This is a genomic window from Mesorhizobium sp. ES1-3, from assembly GCF_020164795.1.
Lineage (GTDB): Bacteria > Pseudomonadota > Alphaproteobacteria > Rhizobiales > Rhizobiaceae > Mesorhizobium.
Window position 1 is genome coordinate 373,925 of sequence record NZ_JAIUGW010000003.1, and the last position, 18,061, is coordinate 391,985.

16 protein-coding genes are annotated in these 18,061 nt (G+C 62.2%); 8 read left to right on the forward strand and 8 right to left on the reverse strand.

Features of this window, described 5'->3' with window-relative positions; all coding sequences use genetic code 11:
* Positions 1-16: 16 nt before the first annotated feature.
* Entirely contained in the window at positions 17-643 is a 627-nt protein-coding gene (locus LB536_RS07115) for a LysE family translocator (protein ID WP_140810139.1), read from the forward strand.
* Between the two features lie 151 nt (positions 644-794).
* On the forward strand, positions 795-1,196 hold the full coding sequence (locus LB536_RS07120; RefSeq protein WP_224590595.1) for an SET domain-containing protein: 402 nt from the start codon (positions 795-797) through the stop codon (positions 1,194-1,196).
* On the opposite strand, the gene LB536_RS07125 is transcribed toward LB536_RS07120, so the two are convergent.
* The 4 genes from LB536_RS07125 to LB536_RS07140 form a co-directional block, all read right to left on the reverse strand.
* Entirely contained in the window at positions 1,193-2,143 is a 951-nt protein-coding gene (locus LB536_RS07125) for a cytochrome c (protein WP_224590637.1), read from the reverse strand. The two genes, LB536_RS07120 and LB536_RS07125, sit on opposite strands and share 4 nt — an antisense overlap.
* Before the next feature lie 33 nt (positions 2,144-2,176).
* On the reverse strand, positions 2,177-2,614 hold the full coding sequence (locus LB536_RS07130) for a c-type cytochrome (protein ID WP_224590596.1): 438 nt from the start codon (positions 2,612-2,614) through the stop codon (positions 2,177-2,179).
* A gap of 160 nt (positions 2,615-2,774) precedes the next feature.
* Positions 2,775-3,377 (reverse strand): superoxide dismutase, encoded by a 603-nt coding sequence (locus LB536_RS07135; protein ID WP_015318654.1) that lies wholly within the window; start codon positions 3,375-3,377, stop codon positions 2,775-2,777.
* Positions 3,378-3,554: 177 nt separating this feature from the next.
* Positions 3,555-4,433: a branched-chain amino acid aminotransferase gene (locus tag LB536_RS07140; protein ID WP_224590597.1), complete on the reverse strand. Its 879-nt coding sequence runs from the start codon at positions 4,431-4,433 to the stop codon at positions 3,555-3,557.
* Between the two features lie 155 nt (positions 4,434-4,588).
* Between LB536_RS07140 and LB536_RS07145 the strand changes: the two genes are divergently transcribed.
* Positions 4,589-5,251, forward strand: coding sequence for a haloacid dehalogenase type II (locus LB536_RS07145; RefSeq protein ID WP_224590598.1), 663 nt, complete (start codon positions 4,589-4,591; stop codon positions 5,249-5,251).
* A 171-nt stretch (positions 5,252-5,422) separates the two neighbouring features.
* A complete protein-coding gene (locus LB536_RS07150; RefSeq protein WP_224590599.1) occupies positions 5,423-6,247 on the forward strand; it encodes a L,D-transpeptidase in 825 nt (274 codons plus the stop codon).
* A 63-nt stretch (positions 6,248-6,310) separates the two neighbouring features.
* On the opposite strand, the gene LB536_RS07155 is transcribed toward LB536_RS07150, so the two are convergent.
* Both LB536_RS07155 and LB536_RS07160 read right to left on the reverse strand, forming a co-directional pair.
* Positions 6,311-8,824, reverse strand: a complete 2,514-nt coding sequence (locus LB536_RS07155; protein ID WP_224590600.1) for a CoA transferase — start codon at positions 8,822-8,824, stop codon at positions 6,311-6,313.
* A 16-nt stretch (positions 8,825-8,840) separates the two neighbouring features.
* Positions 8,841-10,538 (reverse strand): GMC family oxidoreductase, encoded by a 1,698-nt coding sequence (locus tag LB536_RS07160; protein WP_224590601.1) that lies wholly within the window; start codon positions 10,536-10,538, stop codon positions 8,841-8,843.
* 191 nt (positions 10,539-10,729) lie between these two features.
* Between LB536_RS07160 and LB536_RS07165 the strand changes: the two genes are divergently transcribed.
* Positions 10,730-11,656 carry a LysR family transcriptional regulator gene (locus tag LB536_RS07165; protein ID WP_224590602.1) on the forward strand — a complete coding sequence of 309 codons (927 nt, stop codon included), beginning with the start codon at positions 10,730-10,732 and terminating at the stop codon, positions 11,654-11,656.
* A gap of 90 nt (positions 11,657-11,746) precedes the next feature.
* On the opposite strand, the gene LB536_RS07170 is transcribed toward LB536_RS07165, so the two are convergent.
* On the reverse strand, positions 11,747-13,294 hold the full coding sequence (locus LB536_RS07170; RefSeq protein ID WP_224590603.1) for a helicase HerA-like C-terminal domain-containing protein: 1,548 nt from the start codon (positions 13,292-13,294) through the stop codon (positions 11,747-11,749).
* Between the two features lie 340 nt (positions 13,295-13,634).
* Here LB536_RS07170 and LB536_RS07175 point away from each other — a divergent pair, with 340 nt between their 5' ends.
* The 3 genes from LB536_RS07175 to LB536_RS07185 all read left to right on the forward strand — a co-directional run bounded on the left by LB536_RS07175 (position 13,635) and on the right by LB536_RS07185 (position 17,482).
* Positions 13,635-15,077, forward strand: coding sequence for a methylmalonyl-CoA mutase subunit beta (locus tag LB536_RS07175; RefSeq protein WP_224590604.1), 1,443 nt, complete (start codon positions 13,635-13,637; stop codon positions 15,075-15,077).
* On the forward strand, positions 15,074-17,194 hold the full coding sequence (scpA, locus tag LB536_RS07180; RefSeq protein WP_140762863.1) for a methylmalonyl-CoA mutase: 2,121 nt from the start codon (positions 15,074-15,076) through the stop codon (positions 17,192-17,194). The genes LB536_RS07175 and scpA overlap by 4 nt, the downstream gene beginning before the upstream one ends.
* A gap of 63 nt (positions 17,195-17,257) precedes the next feature.
* A complete protein-coding gene (locus LB536_RS07185; protein WP_140762859.1) occupies positions 17,258-17,482 on the forward strand; it encodes an AbrB/MazE/SpoVT family DNA-binding domain-containing protein in 225 nt (74 codons plus the stop codon).
* Between the two features lie 16 nt (positions 17,483-17,498).
* On the opposite strand, the gene greA is transcribed toward LB536_RS07185, so the two are convergent.
* The gene (greA, locus tag LB536_RS07190; RefSeq protein ID WP_140762856.1) at positions 17,499-17,972 is read right to left on the reverse strand and encodes a transcription elongation factor GreA; all 474 of its coding nucleotides are present in this window, start codon (positions 17,970-17,972) and stop codon (positions 17,499-17,501) included.
* Positions 17,973-18,061 lie beyond the last annotated feature (89 nt).

The window sequence follows — 18,061 nt, forward strand, 5'->3', positions numbered from 1 at the left end:
ACGGAGGAACGCCGCGGTGATCGATCTGTCCACATTGATAGCCTACATCGCGGTTGTGTTCGGCTTTGTCTTCATTCCGGGTCCTGCCACGCTGTTGACGATCGCGCGCGCGACAAGTTCGGGAACGAGGGTCGGGATCGCCACCGGCGCCGGGATCGCGGCCGGCGACGTGTTTCATACCGTCATGGCGATGGTCGGCATCTCGGCGATCATCGCCACATCAGCGACGCTGTTCAGCATCGTAAAGTATATCGGCGCGGCCTACCTCGTTTACCTTGGCATTCGCGCCATCGTCGAGAAAGCGCCGACCGATCCGACCGCCGGCGCGGTTGCAATCTCCGCCGGCAAGGCGTTTCGACAGGCCGTCCTGACCGAGGTGCTCAACCCCAAGACCGCGCTTTTCTTCCTAGCGTTCCTGCCTCAGTTCGTGCGGCCCGAAAACGGATCGGCGATGGTTCAGTTGGCCGCATTGGGGATCATCTTCGTCGTGCTGGGTCTATTCAGCACAGTGGTGTTTGCCGTGAGCGCAGGGCGGCTCGGCAGTTTCCTGCGCCGAAATCCGACGATGCTGAAATGGCAGGGCAAGGTTGTCGGCGGCATCTATTGCGCCTTGGGTGTCCGCCTGGCCTTGCAACAGCGCTGAGGCCAGGCGGCCCAGGTTTGCCGGCAGCCATGATGATAATGATTTTTTGAGTTCCGCCCGGCTGATTTTCGCTCGCAATTGCGACGGTCGCGCGCTACCCAAAGCACGATTTTCCCGGGCAACGAAGCCCGAACTCGCACAAGGGTCCATTATGCTGCTCGTCGACGTCTATCTCGACAAATCGCCGATCCAGGGCATCGGCGTGTTTGCCAAGAACCACATTGCCAAGGGCACGCTGATCTGGAGGCTCGACCCCCGGTTCGACCGGATCATCGACGTCGAGACCTATGAGAGCGAGACCGGGCCGGTGAAGAACTATCTCGACCGCTATTCCTACCCCGACCGGCGCGATCCGGCCTATATCGTCTTCGAAGCCGACGACGCCCGCTACATGAACCATGACGACGAGCCGAATTGCGATGTCTCGTCGCCCGAGGAAACCTACGCCTTGCGCGACATCACCCCGGGTGAGGAATTGACCTGCAACTACCACCATTTCTTCGAAACGGGCTTCGATTTCCTCGGCGATCGCCACCTGGAATCCGAAGATTAGTTCGTGCTTTTCTTGCGGGCCGGATAGCCGTTGGGGTGCGGCGGCACCGCTTTGAGATAGGCGGCAATCGCCGCACGGTCGTCCGCCGTCAGCTCGGCCATGTTGCGCTGCACGTCGACCATGGCGCCGCCGACGGAATCGAAATCTGGCGTGAACCCGGTTTCGAGGTAGTTTGCGATGTCGGACGCGGACCAGCTGCCGATACCCCCCTCGCCCGAAGTGACGTTCGCCACGACGCCCGAGCCCTCGGCGGCCACGGCACCGGCCAGCCATTGGCCCTTCCTGATGCCGCCAGCCAAGTCGCGCGGCGTATGGCATTCGCCGCAATGACCCGGCCCTTCGACCAGGTAGCGGCCTGCCATCACGGGTTCCGGCGTGCCATCAGGCAGGGGAATGACAGGCTGGTCGCTGAGATAGAGGCGCTTCCACAGGCCGATGCCTCGCCGGATGTTGAACGGGAACGCCAACGAATTGCCCGGCGCCTTGCCGGCGACGGCGGGAAGCGTCTTCAGGAAAGCGTAGAGGTCGGCGACATCAGATGGTTTCATGCGCGCGTAAGAGGCATAGGGGAATGCCGGATAGAAATGCTCACCCGTGGGCGAAACACCCTTCAGCATGGCATTGGCGAGATCCTCGACCGACCATGCGCCGATGCCATCCTTGGGATCTTGCGAAATGTTGGGCGGAACAAAGGTGCCGAACGGCGTCTTGAGTTCAAGCCCGCCCACGAGTTGAAGCCGTGCATCGCCCTGCGACCCGGGTTTCGCGTGGCAGGAGGTGCAGCCGCCAGCATAGAAGATGCGCTTGCCGCGGGCAACATCGCCGGGGCCGAGTTGGGCCAGGGCCGTTGCTTCCAGCCTGACCGGCGCCGACAGCAGCCACCCGGCGGCCGCGCCGGCGATGCCAAGAACGAGGGCTGCGCCGACGAGCTTCCTCGGCCATGCCATGGCTGGCGATTTAAGCCATGCCATGTCAGGCGATCAGCCCTTCTTGACCCTGTAGCCCTGGTGGCAGGTGCCACAGTCCGAGCCGATGGTGCCGATCTGCTTCTTCAGCGCGTCGACGTCGGCCGGAGCAGTTGCGACCGTGGCCTTGACGTTGGCGAGATACTTGTCCTCGGTCGCCTTGAAGCCGGCCATGTCTTCCCAGATCTTTGGCGCCGCCGTGGTGTCGCCGGTATCGCTGCCCTTCGGGAACAAGGCCTCTACGTCGAATTTCTCGGCATTCGCCTGCAACGCCTGCAACTGCGTCAGCACCGCGGCGGCATCAAAGGGCTCTTCGCCCTTGACCACTTTCGACAGGCCGCCGACGATCTTTCCGCGTTCCTTCATCAGAGCCTGCCGGTCGAGGATCGGATCGGCAAAGGCGGCCGACGCGGCGAATGCGAGCATGGAGATGGCAATGACAAGCTTTCTCATTCATTTGGCTCCGTGATGAAGGTATTTCAGGACAGGACGTTAACGGATGCGGGAAGAGGAATATTCCCTTCTCTCCGCATGGATTTGGACGCCCTGGCTGCGGTGAGGCTTCGACATAAAAAGAAAAGGCCCGGGGGTGCCGGGCCTTTCGGAAGATCGATCAGGCATTTGCCTTTTCGTAGAGTTCGAGCACGTGATCCCAGTTGATCAGGCTGTCTACGAAGGCCTCGAGATATTTCGGGCGAGCGTTGCGGTAGTCGATGTAATAGGAGTGCTCCCAGACGTCGACGCCGAGGATCGGCGAGGCGCCGTGAACGAGCGGGTTTTCGCCGTTCGGCGTCTTCGAGATCGCCAGCTTGCCGTCCTTGACCGAAACCCAGGCCCAGCCCGAACCGAACTGCGTCGTGCCGGCGGCGATGAAATCAGCCTTGAACTTGTCGTAGCCGCCGAGATCGCTGTCGAAAGCCTTCTGCAGCGCGCCAGGCAGCTTGTTGCCGCCGCCGCCCTTCTTCATCCACTTCCAGAAATGGATGTGGTTGTAGTGCTGCGCGGCATTGTTGAAGAGACCGGCATTCTTGCCGAACGACTGCTTGACCACTTCTTCGACGGAAAGATCGCCAAGGCCGGCTTCGGCGGCGAGCTTGTTGCCGTTGTCGACATAGGCCTTGTGATGCTTGTCGTGGTGATACTCCAGCGTCTCTTTCGACATATAGGGCTGCAGGGCCTCATAGTCGTAGGGCAGAGCGGGCAATTCGAAAGCCATGGGTAGTACTCCCTCGTGGAAAATCCGGTGTGGATACCGGAGTAAGATAGGTCGGGGTTGAGCTGGAACAACTCCGGAAGTGGAGCGTCGGTTCCCTTTCTAAGCGGGTTCCCGAGAACTGTCACACGCTTTTCCCGCGGCCAACGGCGCAGCGACAAAAAGGCCGGACTGGGCGCCTCAGCCAGCCGAGGTCGAATGCGCCCAATCCCAATAGAGTTCGCGTGCCTTCTTGGCCACTGGGCCAGGTTGCAGGTCGCGGTCCTCGATGCGGGTGATCGGCACCACCTTGGAGTGATTGCCGGTCGAGAAGATTTCGTCCGCTTCGAGGAAATCCCGCACCGACAGCGTCTTTTCGGTGGTCCTGAACCCATAATCGCCGAGCAGCGCCATCGTGCGCGAACGGGTGATGCCGGACAGGAAGGTTCCGTTGGGCGCCGGCGTCAGCACATGGCCGTCCTTGACCAGGAAGATGTTCGAACTTCCGGTCTCCGCGACATTGCCCAGCATGTCGAGCACAAGCGCGTTGTCGAAGCCGCGCGCCTTGGCCTCGAGGATGGCGCGGCCGTTGTTGGGATAGAGGCAGCCGGCTTTGGCGTTGGTCGGCATGGTTTCGATGGTCGGGCGCCGAAACGGCGACACGGTCACGGAAAAGCCTGTCGGCGAAATCATCGGCGATTCATAGAGGCACAGGCAGAAACGGGTCGAGGCGGGATCGGCCGGCACGCCCATGTAGCCGCCATGCTCGGCCCAGTACATCGGCCTGATGTAGACCGCCGTCTTGCCGTCGAACTTCTTCAATCCGTCCCAGGTCAGCCCGACGATCCGCTCGGGCGTCATGTTCGGCGCCAGGCCGAGCGCGATCGCCGAGGCATTGACGCGTGCGGCATGAAGTTCGAGATCGGGCGCGACGCCCTCGAACCAGCGAGCTCCGTCGAACACGCTGGTGCCGAGCCACATGGCGTGGCTGCGCGGTCCCAGAATGGCGACATTGCCTTCATACCAATCGCCATCGACGAAAGTCCATGTCGCGGATTGCGCCGCCGCAGCCAGTGTCATCGTGTTTTCCTGTTCCGGTCAATCTTGTGTGACAACATTGGATGATGCTTTGGTCGCTGCCGTCAACCAGCATCGGGGAGTTTTGTTGAGGCCAGCGACGGGGGCGAAGCAATCAAGGCTTGCACCTTGTCCCGCCTCGCCTCAAAACTGTTGCCATGCAATACGCCGCCTATGTTTTCGACGCCTATGGCACGCTGTTCGACGTTCACGCGGCCGTGCGCCGTCATGCAGACGCGATCGGACCGGACGGCCAGCTCCTGTCCGAAGTCTGGCGCGCCAAGCAGCTCGAATACTCCTGGGTGCGCACGCTGATGGGCGCCTATGCCGATTTCTGGCAGTTGACGGAACAGGCGCTGGACTTCGCCTTGCGAAAGGTCCCTTCGGCCGATCCGAGCCTCAAGGCGAAACTGCTGGAAGCCTATTGGAGGCTGGACTGTTACCCCGAAGTGCCTGCCGTGCTGAAAGCGCTCAAGGCTTCGGGCGCCAGGCTGGCAATCCTCTCCAATGGCTCGCCCGAAATGCTGGAGGCGGCGGTCAAGTCCGCAGCACTCGACCAGGTCCTGGACGACATCTATTCGGTCGATGCGGTGCGTCGTTTCAAGACCGATCCAGCGGTCTACGACATGGTCGCCACCGGCTGGCGGCTTTATCCCGGCGCGATCTCCTTCCAGTCCTCCAATCGCTGGGACATCGCGGGCGCCACCAAATTCGGCTTCCGCACGGTTTGGATCAACCGCTCCAACCAGCCGGAGGAATACCAGGACTTGCCGCCGGCCCTGATCCTGCCGTCGCTGGAGGCACTCGTATCCGGCGGCTGACAGACCTGTGGCCCCAACGCCACAGTGGCGGCGCAGTCACAGCTTCGCCTTTGTTTGTCCACGTTCGGGCCAGAATCGGAACCGCCTATCGCCTCAGGTGTTGTCAGGCACCCGCAGCGGACGTCGGCGTTTTGACGCTTTGTTGCTATTTGAGTCCTAAAGAAGGCAGCCATGTCCATAACCGAAATCGAATCTTATCGCCTGAGCCGTCGTGGCTTTCTCAACGCCGCAGCCCTGGGCGCCGCCTCGATCGCGGTTTCGGCATGCGCCACCACGGGACCGGGGCCAGCCGAGCCGCCGCCGCCAACCTATGTCGAACCTGCGCTCGCCGACTATGCGTCGATGTACGCGGCTGTCAGCGATGGCGGCTTCGATCTGCCGGCCATCCCCATCGACAGGATCGATCCGCAGTTCCTGCGCCAGATCGTGCCCGATCCGACCGGACAGAAGCCGGGGACTATCGTCGTCGATACGACAGGCCATTTCCTCTATCTGGTTCGCCCGGGCGGCCAGGCCATCCGATATGGCGTCGGTCTCGGCCGCGCTGGCTTCGAATGGTCGGGCGACGCGGTCGTCCAGTGGAAGCAGAAATGGCCGAAATGGACGCCGCCGGACGAGATGGTCGCTCGCCAGCCGGAATTGAAGCAGTACAGTGCCGACAATGGCGGCATGCCCGGAGGCTTGAAGAACCCGCTCGGGGCGCGCGCGCTCTATCTCTTCCAGGGCAATGTGGACACGCTCTATCGCCTGCACGGCTCGCCGGAATGGCGTTCGATCGGCAAATCGGTGTCGTCGGGCTGCGTGCGCCTGATGAACCAGGACATCATCGACCTTTATGATCGCGTGCCGTCGAAAACGCCCGTCATCGTCACCAGCGACGCCCGCCAACCGATGGTGGCGACGGCCAATCACAAGGCCATCCCGATCGACGCCGGCGTGCCGGACGGATCGGTCCTGCTCGGACCGGTCAAAGCGGTGACGGACGCGATTTTCTGAGTTGATCGATATCCAAGGCGGCGAACCATGCCGCCTTGGAGTTTGAGCCATTGGTGTCTGTTCTCAGCCTGGCAAATAGGCGCTGCTCCAGGAAACACTGGCGGCACCCGACTTCAGCATTCTGTCGATTTCAGCATCGTCATAGCGGACGGCGGCGAGAACGGTGCGTGTCGAGGCGCCGTATTTCTCTGCCGACGCAAGAGCATAGACCTTTCCCTCGCTGGGCCGGACGGCGAAAGGATCAAGTTGGGTCACCGCGTGGCCGCTCGGGTGATCCGGGAAGACGGAGAATGAGTAACTGCCATATTCGGTACCAGGCCTGCCGTCCGCCATCCTTGCGTTCCGGCCCCGGATCGTCTCGATGTTCTCGCAAGGCGATGCACCGATATCAGCCTCGACAAGGCGCTGTTGCCAAATCTCGGCCGGTTCGGTCATGAATATCTTGGCCAGATGGGTCTCCCGGTCGGGCTCCGGTATCGAAGCCAGCCCTGTCAATCCCTCTACTGTCTCGAAGCGTGGTAAGTCGGCGTCCGACGCACATAGCAGGATCGAACCACCGGACGCCGTTTCATAAAGCCGGGACAATGGGTCGAACCCTTTTGTCTCGCGGCCCGCCGGTTCGTCGAATGGTCGGCGGCCCTCATAGTCGTAGCAGAAGGGGATCTGCGCCAGCCCTGTCAGCGCCGACAGCGACGTGCGTGGCCGGCCGACAAGGCCGGTTGTGGATTTCTGGAAAAGCGCGGCAGCCACGCCGACAGCGGCGCCAAAGCCGCACATGACGTCGATGGTGCCGACATGGGCATGTTCTTCCGGCGTCTGCATCGATCCCCCAAACCGAAGCATGATGCCGGTCGCCGCCTGAACCAGATCGTCATAGCCAAGATAGTTGGTGCGCGGTCCGACGCGGACGCCACTGAAGCAATCGAGCTGACAGAAAATTGCGTCGGGGTTGAGGGCTCTCATCCCTTCGAGGTCGAGTCCCATGACTTCGACCTGACGGTCGGTGGCGTTCCAGACGACGACATCCACGGACTTGACCAATCTCTCGAATGCCTCGCGCCCGTCAACGGTTGCGATATCCAGCAGCGCGGATTTTTTGCCGCGCATGTGGGACATGCCAAAAATCACCGTGTTCCAGCAGTCGTAGAACGGTTTTGCCGGATCGATCTTGATCACCTCCGCGCCGAAGCGGGCGAGGTACGCGACCGAGTGCGGGCCCGCGATGACGTTGCAGAGGTCGAGTATCTTGATGCCGTCGAGCCAGCCGACCGAGGCATTGGCGGTTGGAACAGGCGGGAGCTGCCGTTTCACTTCAGCCAGCCTTGCCTGGGCCTCGGCCACGGTTACCCAGCTGCGCGGCACCGGGTTCAGCATGGCTTGCGCACTTTCCTGCAGCCATACCATCGGCCCCGGCTGGATCATGCGGCCCAGTATGGGATCGTCGACCTCGATCATCAGGCCAGTTGCCCTGGCATGATCGTCGGCGATCCATTCCTGCAGCCAACGCTGCGGTGCTCCCGGAAACAGCCCCTCGCCGAAAATGCGCTCCCATTGCGCCGCAGTGCGGGTCAGGAAAACCGCTTTCATCCTTGCGGCAATCTTGTCGGCCCAGAATTTCGGCAAGGGATAGACGCCGAGCGACGCGTCCGACGACCATTCCGAGACGGGAAGATAGGTGTCGTCTTCCTCGCGGAGCCCTTCACTTACGAGTTCATCGTAAAGGCCGAGGGTCTGCAAGCAGCGTTTGGCGTGGTTCTTGTGGCTTGGGCAGACGACGTAGAACATCCGACCGTCGCCGCACATGTAGCTGCGATAGAAAGGATCGAGGAATTCCTGCAAGTCGCCGTAGGACATGTCCATCGGCAGGCCTTCCTTGCGGCGCCGTTCGATCTCCCGTTCGCGCTGCGTCTGATAGCGAAGCGGATAGTCTTCGATCCTGATGGAGTTGTAGGACAAGCCCTCCATAACCGCGCTGGCGAGCGGCACTTCGATATGGTCGCCGTGTCCGGTCCGCTGGCGGCTTTGAAGAGCCAGAACGGTTGCGGAAGCAGCGAGCATGGTGCCATAGGCGGAGGCCAAGGGCAGCGGCGAAAAGGACGGATTGATCCCCATCAGCACCCGGTTGAGCCCCATGTCCGTGAAGACGCCGGACGAGGCCGCGATAACGGTCTCGAAGGCGCGCCAGTCGCTGCGCAGTTGATCGTTCGAGGCGAAGCCGGGGATCGATACCGTGATCAACTGGGGACGGACTTTTCGCAGCGCTTCGAAGTCGATGCCGAGCCGGGCCAGGACTTTGGGCCTGAAATTCTCGATGACGATGTCGGCTTGGGCAACCAGCGCGTTCGCCTCGTTCAGGCCTGCTGCGGTTTTCAGGTCGATCGTGACGCTCAACTTGTTGCGGTTGAGAATTGCATTGGCCGGATTGTCCCAGAGCGGACCCGAGGGGGGATCGACGTGAACGACGCTCGCGCCGAGATCGCCGAGGATCATCGCCACCGCGGGACCGGCGATGTACTGCCCGAAGTCGATGATCTTGATGCCGGACAGCGGCAGTGCCGAACGCGAAATCGATGTCATGGCGGTGATCTCTTGCTCAGTGTCCGTGTCGCTGCGCGTCGTCGATGATCCAGCGCGCCGCTTTTTCGGCGATCATCATCGTGGGAGCACTGGTGTTGCCGCTGGTGATCGTCGGCATCACGCTGGCGTCGACGACCCGCAAGCCCTCGATGCCGCGGACACGCAGCCTGCTGTCGAGCACGGCCATCCCGTCGTCGTTGCGCCCCATTCTGGCGGTTCCCACGGGATGGAAGATGGTGTTTGCGATGTCGCCCGCGAGTTTCGCGAGATCTGCATCGCTCTGGAATTCCACGCCGGGCTTCCATTCGACGGGATTATATCTTGCAAGCGCCGGCTGGCCGACGATCGACCTGATCTGCCTGATGCTGTCGGCGGCAATCTTGCGATCTTCCTCGGTGCTCAAATAATTGGGGGCTATGGCGGGCGCTTCCCCGCGCCGAGCGGAGCGGACCCGCACGCTGCCGCGACTGGTCGGATTGAGGTTGCAGACACTGGCGGTGAAGGCCGGGATGGTGTGCAGGGGTTCGCCGAACGCGTCGAGACTAAGCGGCTGCACATGATATTCGAGATTGGCATGCGCCTGGCCTGGATCAGAGCGTGTGAACGCGCCGAGCTGCGATGGCGACATGCTCATCGGCCCGGAGCGCTTCAAAGCGTATTCCAGCCCGATCATTGCCTTGCCGACAAGACTGTTGGCAAGCGTGTTGAGTGTCCTGGCATTGGTGACCTTGAAGACGGCGCGGATCTGCAAATGATCCTGCAAATTTTCTCCAACGCCCGGGAGATCAAGCTCGACGTCGATGCCGACCCCCTTGAGAAGCGCCGCCGGGCCGATGCCCGAGAGCTGCAGTACGTGCGGAGAGCCAATCGCCCCGGCCGACAGGATGACCTCACATTTCGCCTCGGCCGACACCTGCTGGTTGCGCCTGTGCAGGAACAGCCCCGTGCACCGCTTGCGCCCATCCGGCGCGGTTTCGATGCACAGCCTGTCGACTTCGGCCTCGGTCCAGATCACCAGGTTGCGGCGATGGCGAACCGGCCGCAGAAAGGCTTTCGACGTGTTCCACCGCCAGCCGGATTTCTGGTTGACCTCGAAGTAACCGACACCTTCGTTGTCGCCGCCGTTGAAATCGGAAGATCGGGGGATGCCCGCCTGAACAGCGGCGTCGGTGAAGGATTCGAGAATGTCCCATTTGAGACGCTGCTTTTCGATGCGCCACTCGCCGCCGTGGCCATGCATGTCCGAGAACCGGCTGTTGTCGCCTGTGGCGGGGTCGGCGCCGTTGTCGAGGCGATAGTGATCCTCATGCGCCATGAAGTCCGGCAGCGATTTTTCCCATGACCACTCGCCGTCGCCGGTGGCTGCCGCCCACTGATCGTAGTCGCGAGACTGGCCGCGCATGTAGATCATGCCATTGATCGAGGAGCAGCCCCCCAGGACCTTGCCCCGGGGATAACGCAGGGAGCGGCCGTTTAGACCCGCCTCGGGCTCGGTGTTGTAAAGCCAGTCGGTACGCGCATTGCCGATGCAGTAAAGATAACCCACCGGAATGTGAATCCAGGGGTAGCTGTCGTTCCGGCCAGCCTCGATCAACAGGACCCGCCTGGCGGGATCGCTGCTGAGACGGCTGGCAAGCAGGCAACCCGCCGACCCGGCGCCGACCACTATGTAGTCGAAAACGTCAATATCCGAGCGAACGCCCCGCGCCTTCATTCCCGTCAATCCTCCGCTAAATGCGATGAACAGCAGCGCCGCGCCGCGTTCACAAGGGCACTGCAAGCCGGGTTTTTCTTATAATTCCCATCGCCCGCGACCATCATCGACATGCCTCCCATGCCACAATTCGGCTATCTGTCAGCTGAATCCAATGATAAATTGGAGAAACAGTTATAACGGAAATTTATATGGATCATCTGGATTTCAGGTTGGTGAAGGCGTTCGTTACCGTGGCGCAGGAAGGCAACGTTACCAAGGCGGCCGAATTGCTGAATCTCACCCAGCCTGCCGTCAGCCTTCAGCTCAAACGGCTATCCCAGGACGTCGGAGTGACATTGTTCCATCGGACCGCCGGCGGACTTGAATTGACGCGCGACGGCGCGCTGCTTGCGGCTAAAGGCCAGCAGGTTCTGGCTCAGGCGGCCGAGTTCAGGCAGACCGCCAGGCATCTCAGCACGAAGCTGCGCGGCAAACTCAGGATCGGTACGATCATCGACCCTGAATTCACCCGCCTGGGCGCGTTTCTGCAGGCTCTCGCCGAAAGCGGCCCGGGCATGGAGACAGAACTTCGGCAAGGCATGAGTGGCGAGGTCGCCATCCGGCTGAAGCGCAACGAACTGGATGTCGGCTTTTTTCTCGGCGATCTCGATGATTTCGGCACCAGCACCGATGCCGCCGACACGCAATCCGAGGCCCAGTTCTTCATCAAGCCATTGTCACGCATGACGTATCGCGTCGTGGCGCCGCCTGGCTTTGCCGGCATGGTGGCAGGGCGGGACTGGAAGGAGCTTGCCGAGCTTCCCTGGATCGGCACTCCATCGGAATCGGTCCATAACAGGCTGCTTGCGAGGCAATTTGGCGGCCTCAAGCAGAACATCGTCGCCCTGGTCGACCAGGAAACCTCGATGCTGGCGATGGTTCGTACCGGCCTCGGGCTGAGCCTCTGCCGGGAATCGATCGCGCTCAACGAACGACAGGCAAACGGCCTGGTTATCGCAGACGGGGTCAAGCTGGAGACCAGCCTGGGTTTTGCCTGCTTGTTCGCGCGGCGATCCGATCCAAATGTCTCTCTGGCCTTCGACGTCATCGAGCGAATCTGGCGCGGTGAACATTAGACACGCCTTCAGCTCGGCGCCGAAGCTGCCGAGGGCCTTGAAGCCGTCGGTCCGGGTCGCCTGCGAAGGCATCCACCGGTCCGGAGCGGCTTAACGTCCCCGCGAAAGGCCGCCCAATATTCCGCGCACGATCGCCCGTCCGACCGACGAGCCAACCGAGCGCACCACCGACTTGATCGCCGCTTCCACCACCGTCTGGCGGTTGGAGGGGCGCGGCGCAGGCGCGCGCCTGCCGCCGGACTGCGGCGCTGGATCGTCATTGCCGAAGCCTGGAATGGTCCAGCGCGAGCCGCCGCTGCCTGCCTGCTGCGCCTGCGCCTCGGCGTCCTGCGCCTCCTTGGCCTTCTTCTGCAGCAGCTCGAAGGCCGATTCGCGGTCGATGACCTGGTCATACTGGCCGGTGACCGGGCTTTCCCCGATCAGCTTCTGCCGCTCGGCGGGGGTGATGGGTCCAAGCCGCGACGACGGCGGACGGACCAGCGTGCGCTGGACCATCGACGGAATGCCCTTGGCCTCCAGCGTCGAGACCAGCGCTTCGCCGGTGGCAAGCTGGGTGATGGCGGTGGCGCAGTCGAAGTCCGGATTGGGCCGGAAGGTTTCGGCCGCCGTCCTCACCGCCTGCTGCTCGCGCGGCGTGTAGGCGCGCAGCGCGTGCTGCACGCGGTTGCCGAGTTGGGCCAGGACCTTTTCGGGAATATCCAGAGGGTTCTGCGTGACGAAATAGACGCCGACGCCCTTGGAGCGGATCAGGCGGACCACTTGCTCGACCCGGTCGATCAGCACCTTCGGCGCCTCGTCGAACAAGAGGTGCGCCTCGTCGAAGAAGAAGACCAGCTTCGGCTTGTCGGGGTCGCCGACTTCGGGCAGTTCCTCGAACAGCTCCGACATCAGCCAGAGCAGGAACGTCGCGTAGAGGCGCGGATTCATCATCAGCTTGTCGGCGGCCAGCACGCTGATGGCGCCGCGACCGTCACGGGTCGTGCGCATGATGTCGGAAATCCGCAAGGCCGGCTCACCGAAGAAGTTCGCCGCGCCCTGCTGCTCCAGCACCAGCAGCGTGCGCTGAATGGCGCCGACAGAGGGTTTCGTTACATTGCCATAGCGGGCGCTGATCTCTTCGGCGCGCTCCGCAATGTTGGCGAGAAGCGCCTGCAGGTCCTTGAGGTCGAGGAGAAGCAGGCCCTCTTCATCGGCAATGCGGAAGGCAATGTTCATGATCCCTTCCTGTGCGTCCGTCAGGTTCATCAGCCGCGACAGGAGCAGCGGTCCCATTTCCGAAATGGTCGCGCGGATGGGATGGCCCTGCTCACCGAACAGGTCCCAGAAGATGACCGGGAATTCCTGGAAATCATAAGGGTCGAGCTTGACCTGTTGTGCCCGCTTGACCAGGAAATCCTGGGCGGCGCCCATCATGGCGATGCCGGAAAGGTCGCCCTTGATGTCGGCGCAGAAGACCGGCACGCCGGCGTTGGAAAAACCTTCAGCCAGGATCTGCAAGCTGACGGTCTTGCCGGTACCGGTGGCGCCGGTCACCAGGCCGTGGCGGTTGCCGTATTGCAGCAGCAGATTTTCGGCGCGCTGATAGCTGTCGTCGGGCTTGCGGCTGGCGCCGATGAAAATACTGGTGTCGTCAGCCATATGTCCGGGTCTCCGCAAACTGATGTGTCTAAAGCCAGCCTTTGCCCGAAAGGTATAGTTAGGCCGTTGCACAGCGACAATGACAATTGTCCAACGCGGGCCAATCATCCAATCGGGTAATCGTCCAATGGGGTAATCGCCAGGAGCGGATTTTGGAACTTGCGAATTTCGATGGTGTTTGGCAATCGTTCATGGTCCGCCTACGCAAGCCGCCCTATATCAGGTGGATCGAATATCAGGTGAGTGGGATAAGGGCCTTGGACGCGCATTGCGATAACCGACCGGGGACCGTAGACTGGGCTGTCCGGTCTGGTGCGGCCACATAGAACGAGGACGATGAATGGGCGCCGGAGCCTTGACCAGGGATGTTGAGCCAACGGATGCGCAGCGTCAGCGATGGCTGGCCTTGGCGGAAAAGGCGTTGGCCGGCGCATCCTTCGAGGCAAAGCTGGTCTCGCATACCGACGACAACATCCGCGTCGAGCCGCTCTATGACCGCGCGACCGGAGCCGAACCGATCGTGCGCGCCAATCCTCAATCGCCCTGGATCGTCAGCCAGCGTGTCGACGACCCCAATGTCGATCGCGCCAAGGGCCAGGCCCTGGAAGACATCGCGCAGGGCGCGACGGGACTGTCGCTTGTCTTCGAGGGTGCCCCGAACGCGTTCGGCTACGGCCTGCCGAGGACGGCGCAGGCACTGGAAACGGTGCTGGAGGGCGTGCCCCTCAACAGGATCCAGATCCGCATCGACACCCACCCCTGGAGCCGCCCCATGGCTGACTGGCTGGTGGCGTTCCTGAGCAAGCGCCGCTCCGATCCGGCAAAGCTCAATCTTTCCTTCGGCATCGATCCGGCTGCTATCCTCGCCGGCACCGGCCGGCTGCGCATGTCGATCGAGGCGCTGCAGGAATCGATGCCGCAATCGCTGGCGCATTTCTTCTCGATGGGCGTCCCCGGTGTGCTTCTGGAGGCGGACGGTCGCGTCTTTCACAATGCCGGCGCCACGGAAGCGCAGGAACTCGGCATCATGCTGGCTTCGGCGGTCTCGTATCTGAGAATGTTCGAGAAGGCGCGGCAGCCGCTCGTCTATGCCGCGCCTCATATCGGTTTCGCGCTCAGCGTCGACCAGGACCAGTTCCTGTCAATGGCCAAGGTTAGGGCCTTGCGCAGGCTGTGGGCACGAGCCCAGGAGGCCTGCTCGATCCCCAATTCCACGGCCAACATCCATGCCGAGACATCATTTCGCATGATGACGGCATTGGACCCCGAAAACAACATCCTGCGCACGACGATCGGCTGCTTCGCCGCGGCGGCGGGAGGCGCCGATTCGATCTCCATCCTGCCGCATACGATCGCGCATGGCCTGCCGGCGGCTTTTGCCCGCCGCGTCGCGCGCAACGCGCAGCTGATCATGGCCAATGAAAGCCATGTCGATCATGTCGCCGATCCCGCCTATGGCTCCGGCGCCGTCGAAGCGCTGACGTCAGACCTTTGCGAAGCAGCGTGGGCGGAATTGCAGACGATCGAGGCAGAGGGGGGCGTGCTGTCCAGCCTTCGGGACGGACATATCCAGCAGCGCGTCCGCACTGCCGCCGCCCAGCGCGGCATTGCCTTCAAGTCAGGCGAGCGGGCCATCATCGGCGCCACGCTTCACCCCTTGAAGAGCGAGCGTCCGATCGAGACGCTGAACGCAGAGCGGCGACCTGCCTTCACCGAGGGTGTCGTCCTGTGCGAAGCGCTGTCGCCGGTCCGCATCGATCAATCCATCGGGGCCGCTTCTTGATTCCGGATTTCAGTCAGATCGGCTGGGTGCCACCCCGCCGCGCACCGGTCGAGGTCAAGGGACAGCGGACGACGCCGGAAGGTCTTGTCGTCAAGCAGTTGTACAGCCAGGGCGACCTCAAGGGGTTGCCGCATCTCGACACCTATCCGGGCCTGGCGCCCTTCGTGCGCGGCCCCTACCCGACCATGTATGTCCAGCAGCCCTGGACGATCCGGCAATATGCAGGTTTTTCGACCGCCGAGGAGTCCAACGCCTTTTACCGGCGCAACCTTGCCGCCGGCCAGAAAGGTCTTTCGGTTGCCTTCGATCTCGCCACGCATCGCGGCTATGATTCAGACCATCCGCGTGTCGCCGGCGATGTCGGCATGGCGGGCGTGGCCATCGATTCCATCCTCGACATGCGGCAGTTGTTCGACGGCATTCCGCTCGGCGACATGACCGTGTCGATGACTATGAACGGCGCGGTTCTGCCGATCATGGCGCTCTACATCGTGGCGGCCGAAGAACAAGGCGTCGCGCAGAAGGATTTGGCGGGGACCATTCAGAACGACATTCTGAAGGAGTTCATGGTCCGCAACACCTACATCTATCCGCCGAAGCCCTCGATGCGGATCGTCTCCGACATCTTCTCCTACACCTCGAAGAACATGCCGAAGTTCAATTCGATATCGATCTCCGGCTATCACATGCAGGAGGCAGGCGCGACCGCCGACCTGGAACTCGCCTATACGATCGCCGACGGCATCGAATATGCCCGCGCCGGCGTCGCGGCAGGGCTCGATATCGACCGCTTCGCGCCGCGCCTGTCCTTCTTCTGGGCGATCGGCATGAACTTCTTCATGGAAGTGGCAAAGCTCAGGGCCGCACGCCTGTTGTGGGCGACGCTGATGAAAAAGAACTTCGCGCCGAAGGACGAGCGGTCGCTGTCCCTGCGTACCCATTGCCAGACCTCCGGCTGGTCGCTGACGGCGCAGGATCCCTACAACAACATCATCCGCACCATGATCGAGGCGATGGCCGCGACCCAGGGGCATACACAGTCGCTGCACACCAATTCCTTCGACGAAGCAATGGCGCTGCCGACCGACCATTCGGCGCGCATCGCCCGCAACACGCAACTCATCCTGCAGAAGGAATCCGGTACCACGCGCATCATCGATCCGTGGGGCGGTTCGGCCTATCTCGAGCGGCTGACGCACGATCTGGCGGCGCGTGCGCTTGCCCATATCGAGGAGGTCGAGGCTCTCGGCGGCATGGCGGCGGCGATCGAAAAGGGCATACCCAAGCTGCGCATCGAGGAAGCCGCGGCCCGCACGCAGGCGCGCATCGATTCCGGCGAGCAGATGCTGGTCGGCGTCAATGCGCATCGCCCCGGAACCGATATCGAAGTCGACGTTCTGAAGATCGACAATGCCGAGGTCAGGGCCAGGCAACTCTCGAAGCTGCAACGGCTGAAAGGCACGCGCGACGTCGCCTCCGTCGAAAGCGCGCTGGATGCGCTGACCCGTGCCGCACAAGGCCAGGACAACCTCCTGGAGTTCGCCATCCGCGCCGCGCGCGCCAATGCCACTGTCGGCGAAATCTCGTTCGCCTTGGAAAGAGCCTATGGGCGCCATGTGGCCACGGTGCAGACCATTTCCGGTGTCTACCGCAAGGCGCTTGGCGACAATCCTGTGGTCGATCGGCTGCAGGACAAGCTTGATGCCTTCGAAAAGAAAAACGGCGGCAAGCCGCGCATTCTCGTCGCCAAGATGGGACAGGACGGCCACGACCGCGGGCAGAAGGTGATCGCCACCGCCTTCGCCGATCTCGGCTTCGACGTCACCGTCGGCGCCATGTTCCAGACGCCGGAAGAGATCGCCAGGCTGGCTGTCCAGCATGACGTCCACATCATCGGCGCCTCATCACTGGCAGCCGGCCACCTGACGCTGATCCCCGAATTGCGCGACACGCTGAAGAAGCTCGGCCGAGGCGACATGCTGATCGTGGCCGGCGGCGTTATCCCGCCGCAGGACTACGATGCGGTGCTACGAGCGGGTGCTGCGGAAATCTTCCCGCCGGGCACGGTCATTCCGGAAGCGGCGGATCGGCTGCTGGATCGGCTGCTGGCGCGTTGAGCGAAACATTGTAGCGCTGGAAAGGTTGTGTCACAATGACGAATGCAACCAAGGGTAACAGCCGTGAAGACTATTGTCCGCAAGCTCGACGACGGATCAGGTGTCGTGATCTTGCCGCAGGAAATGCTGGACAACCTGAACATGCGAGTAGGCGATCAATTCCAGATCATCGAAACCGATGACTGCGGCATTCTAAGACCGGTGAGAAGTGACGTCGAACGGCAGATGCGCGCTGCTCGTGATGTCATGGACCAGTATGAGGCCGCATTGCAAAGTATGGCCAAGTAGACGGACCTAGCTTGCGTCAACTCTCCGAGAGCTTGACGATCTCCCACTCCTTGCCGTTGACGCTGGCGACGTCGCCGAGCTTCTTGCCAAACAGCGCGACCGCCATCGGCGAGACATGCGAAATGCTGCCCTTGGCTGGATTGGCTTCGTCCTCGCCGACGATCTTCCAGTGCACCTTCTTGCCGTCATCACTTTCCAGCGTGACTCCCATGCCGAAGCGGACGACATCGCTGCCGGGCTCAGGCACGGAAAGCTCGGCACTCTCGCGCCGCGCGGTCCAATAGCGAAGATCGCGCGACACGACCGCGATGCGCTCGCGGTCGGCTTTCCGCTCCGCTTTCGCCATGATATCGCGCAGATCGGCCAGATTGTCCTCGATCTGCGCCAGGCCGCGCTCCGTCACAAGGTTACGGTGCGTGCTGATCGGCCGCTCGCCAACGCCGGCGATGGCATTCTCGCTGTCTTCTTCGCGGGTAAAAGCTCTGCTCATTCCCTGAACTTAGGCGCCGAGTAGCTGCTCGGCAAGCCATTGCCGCTGAGAAGAGGCGCGCCGGACGTCTGGCATGATTCCTGCGGTGT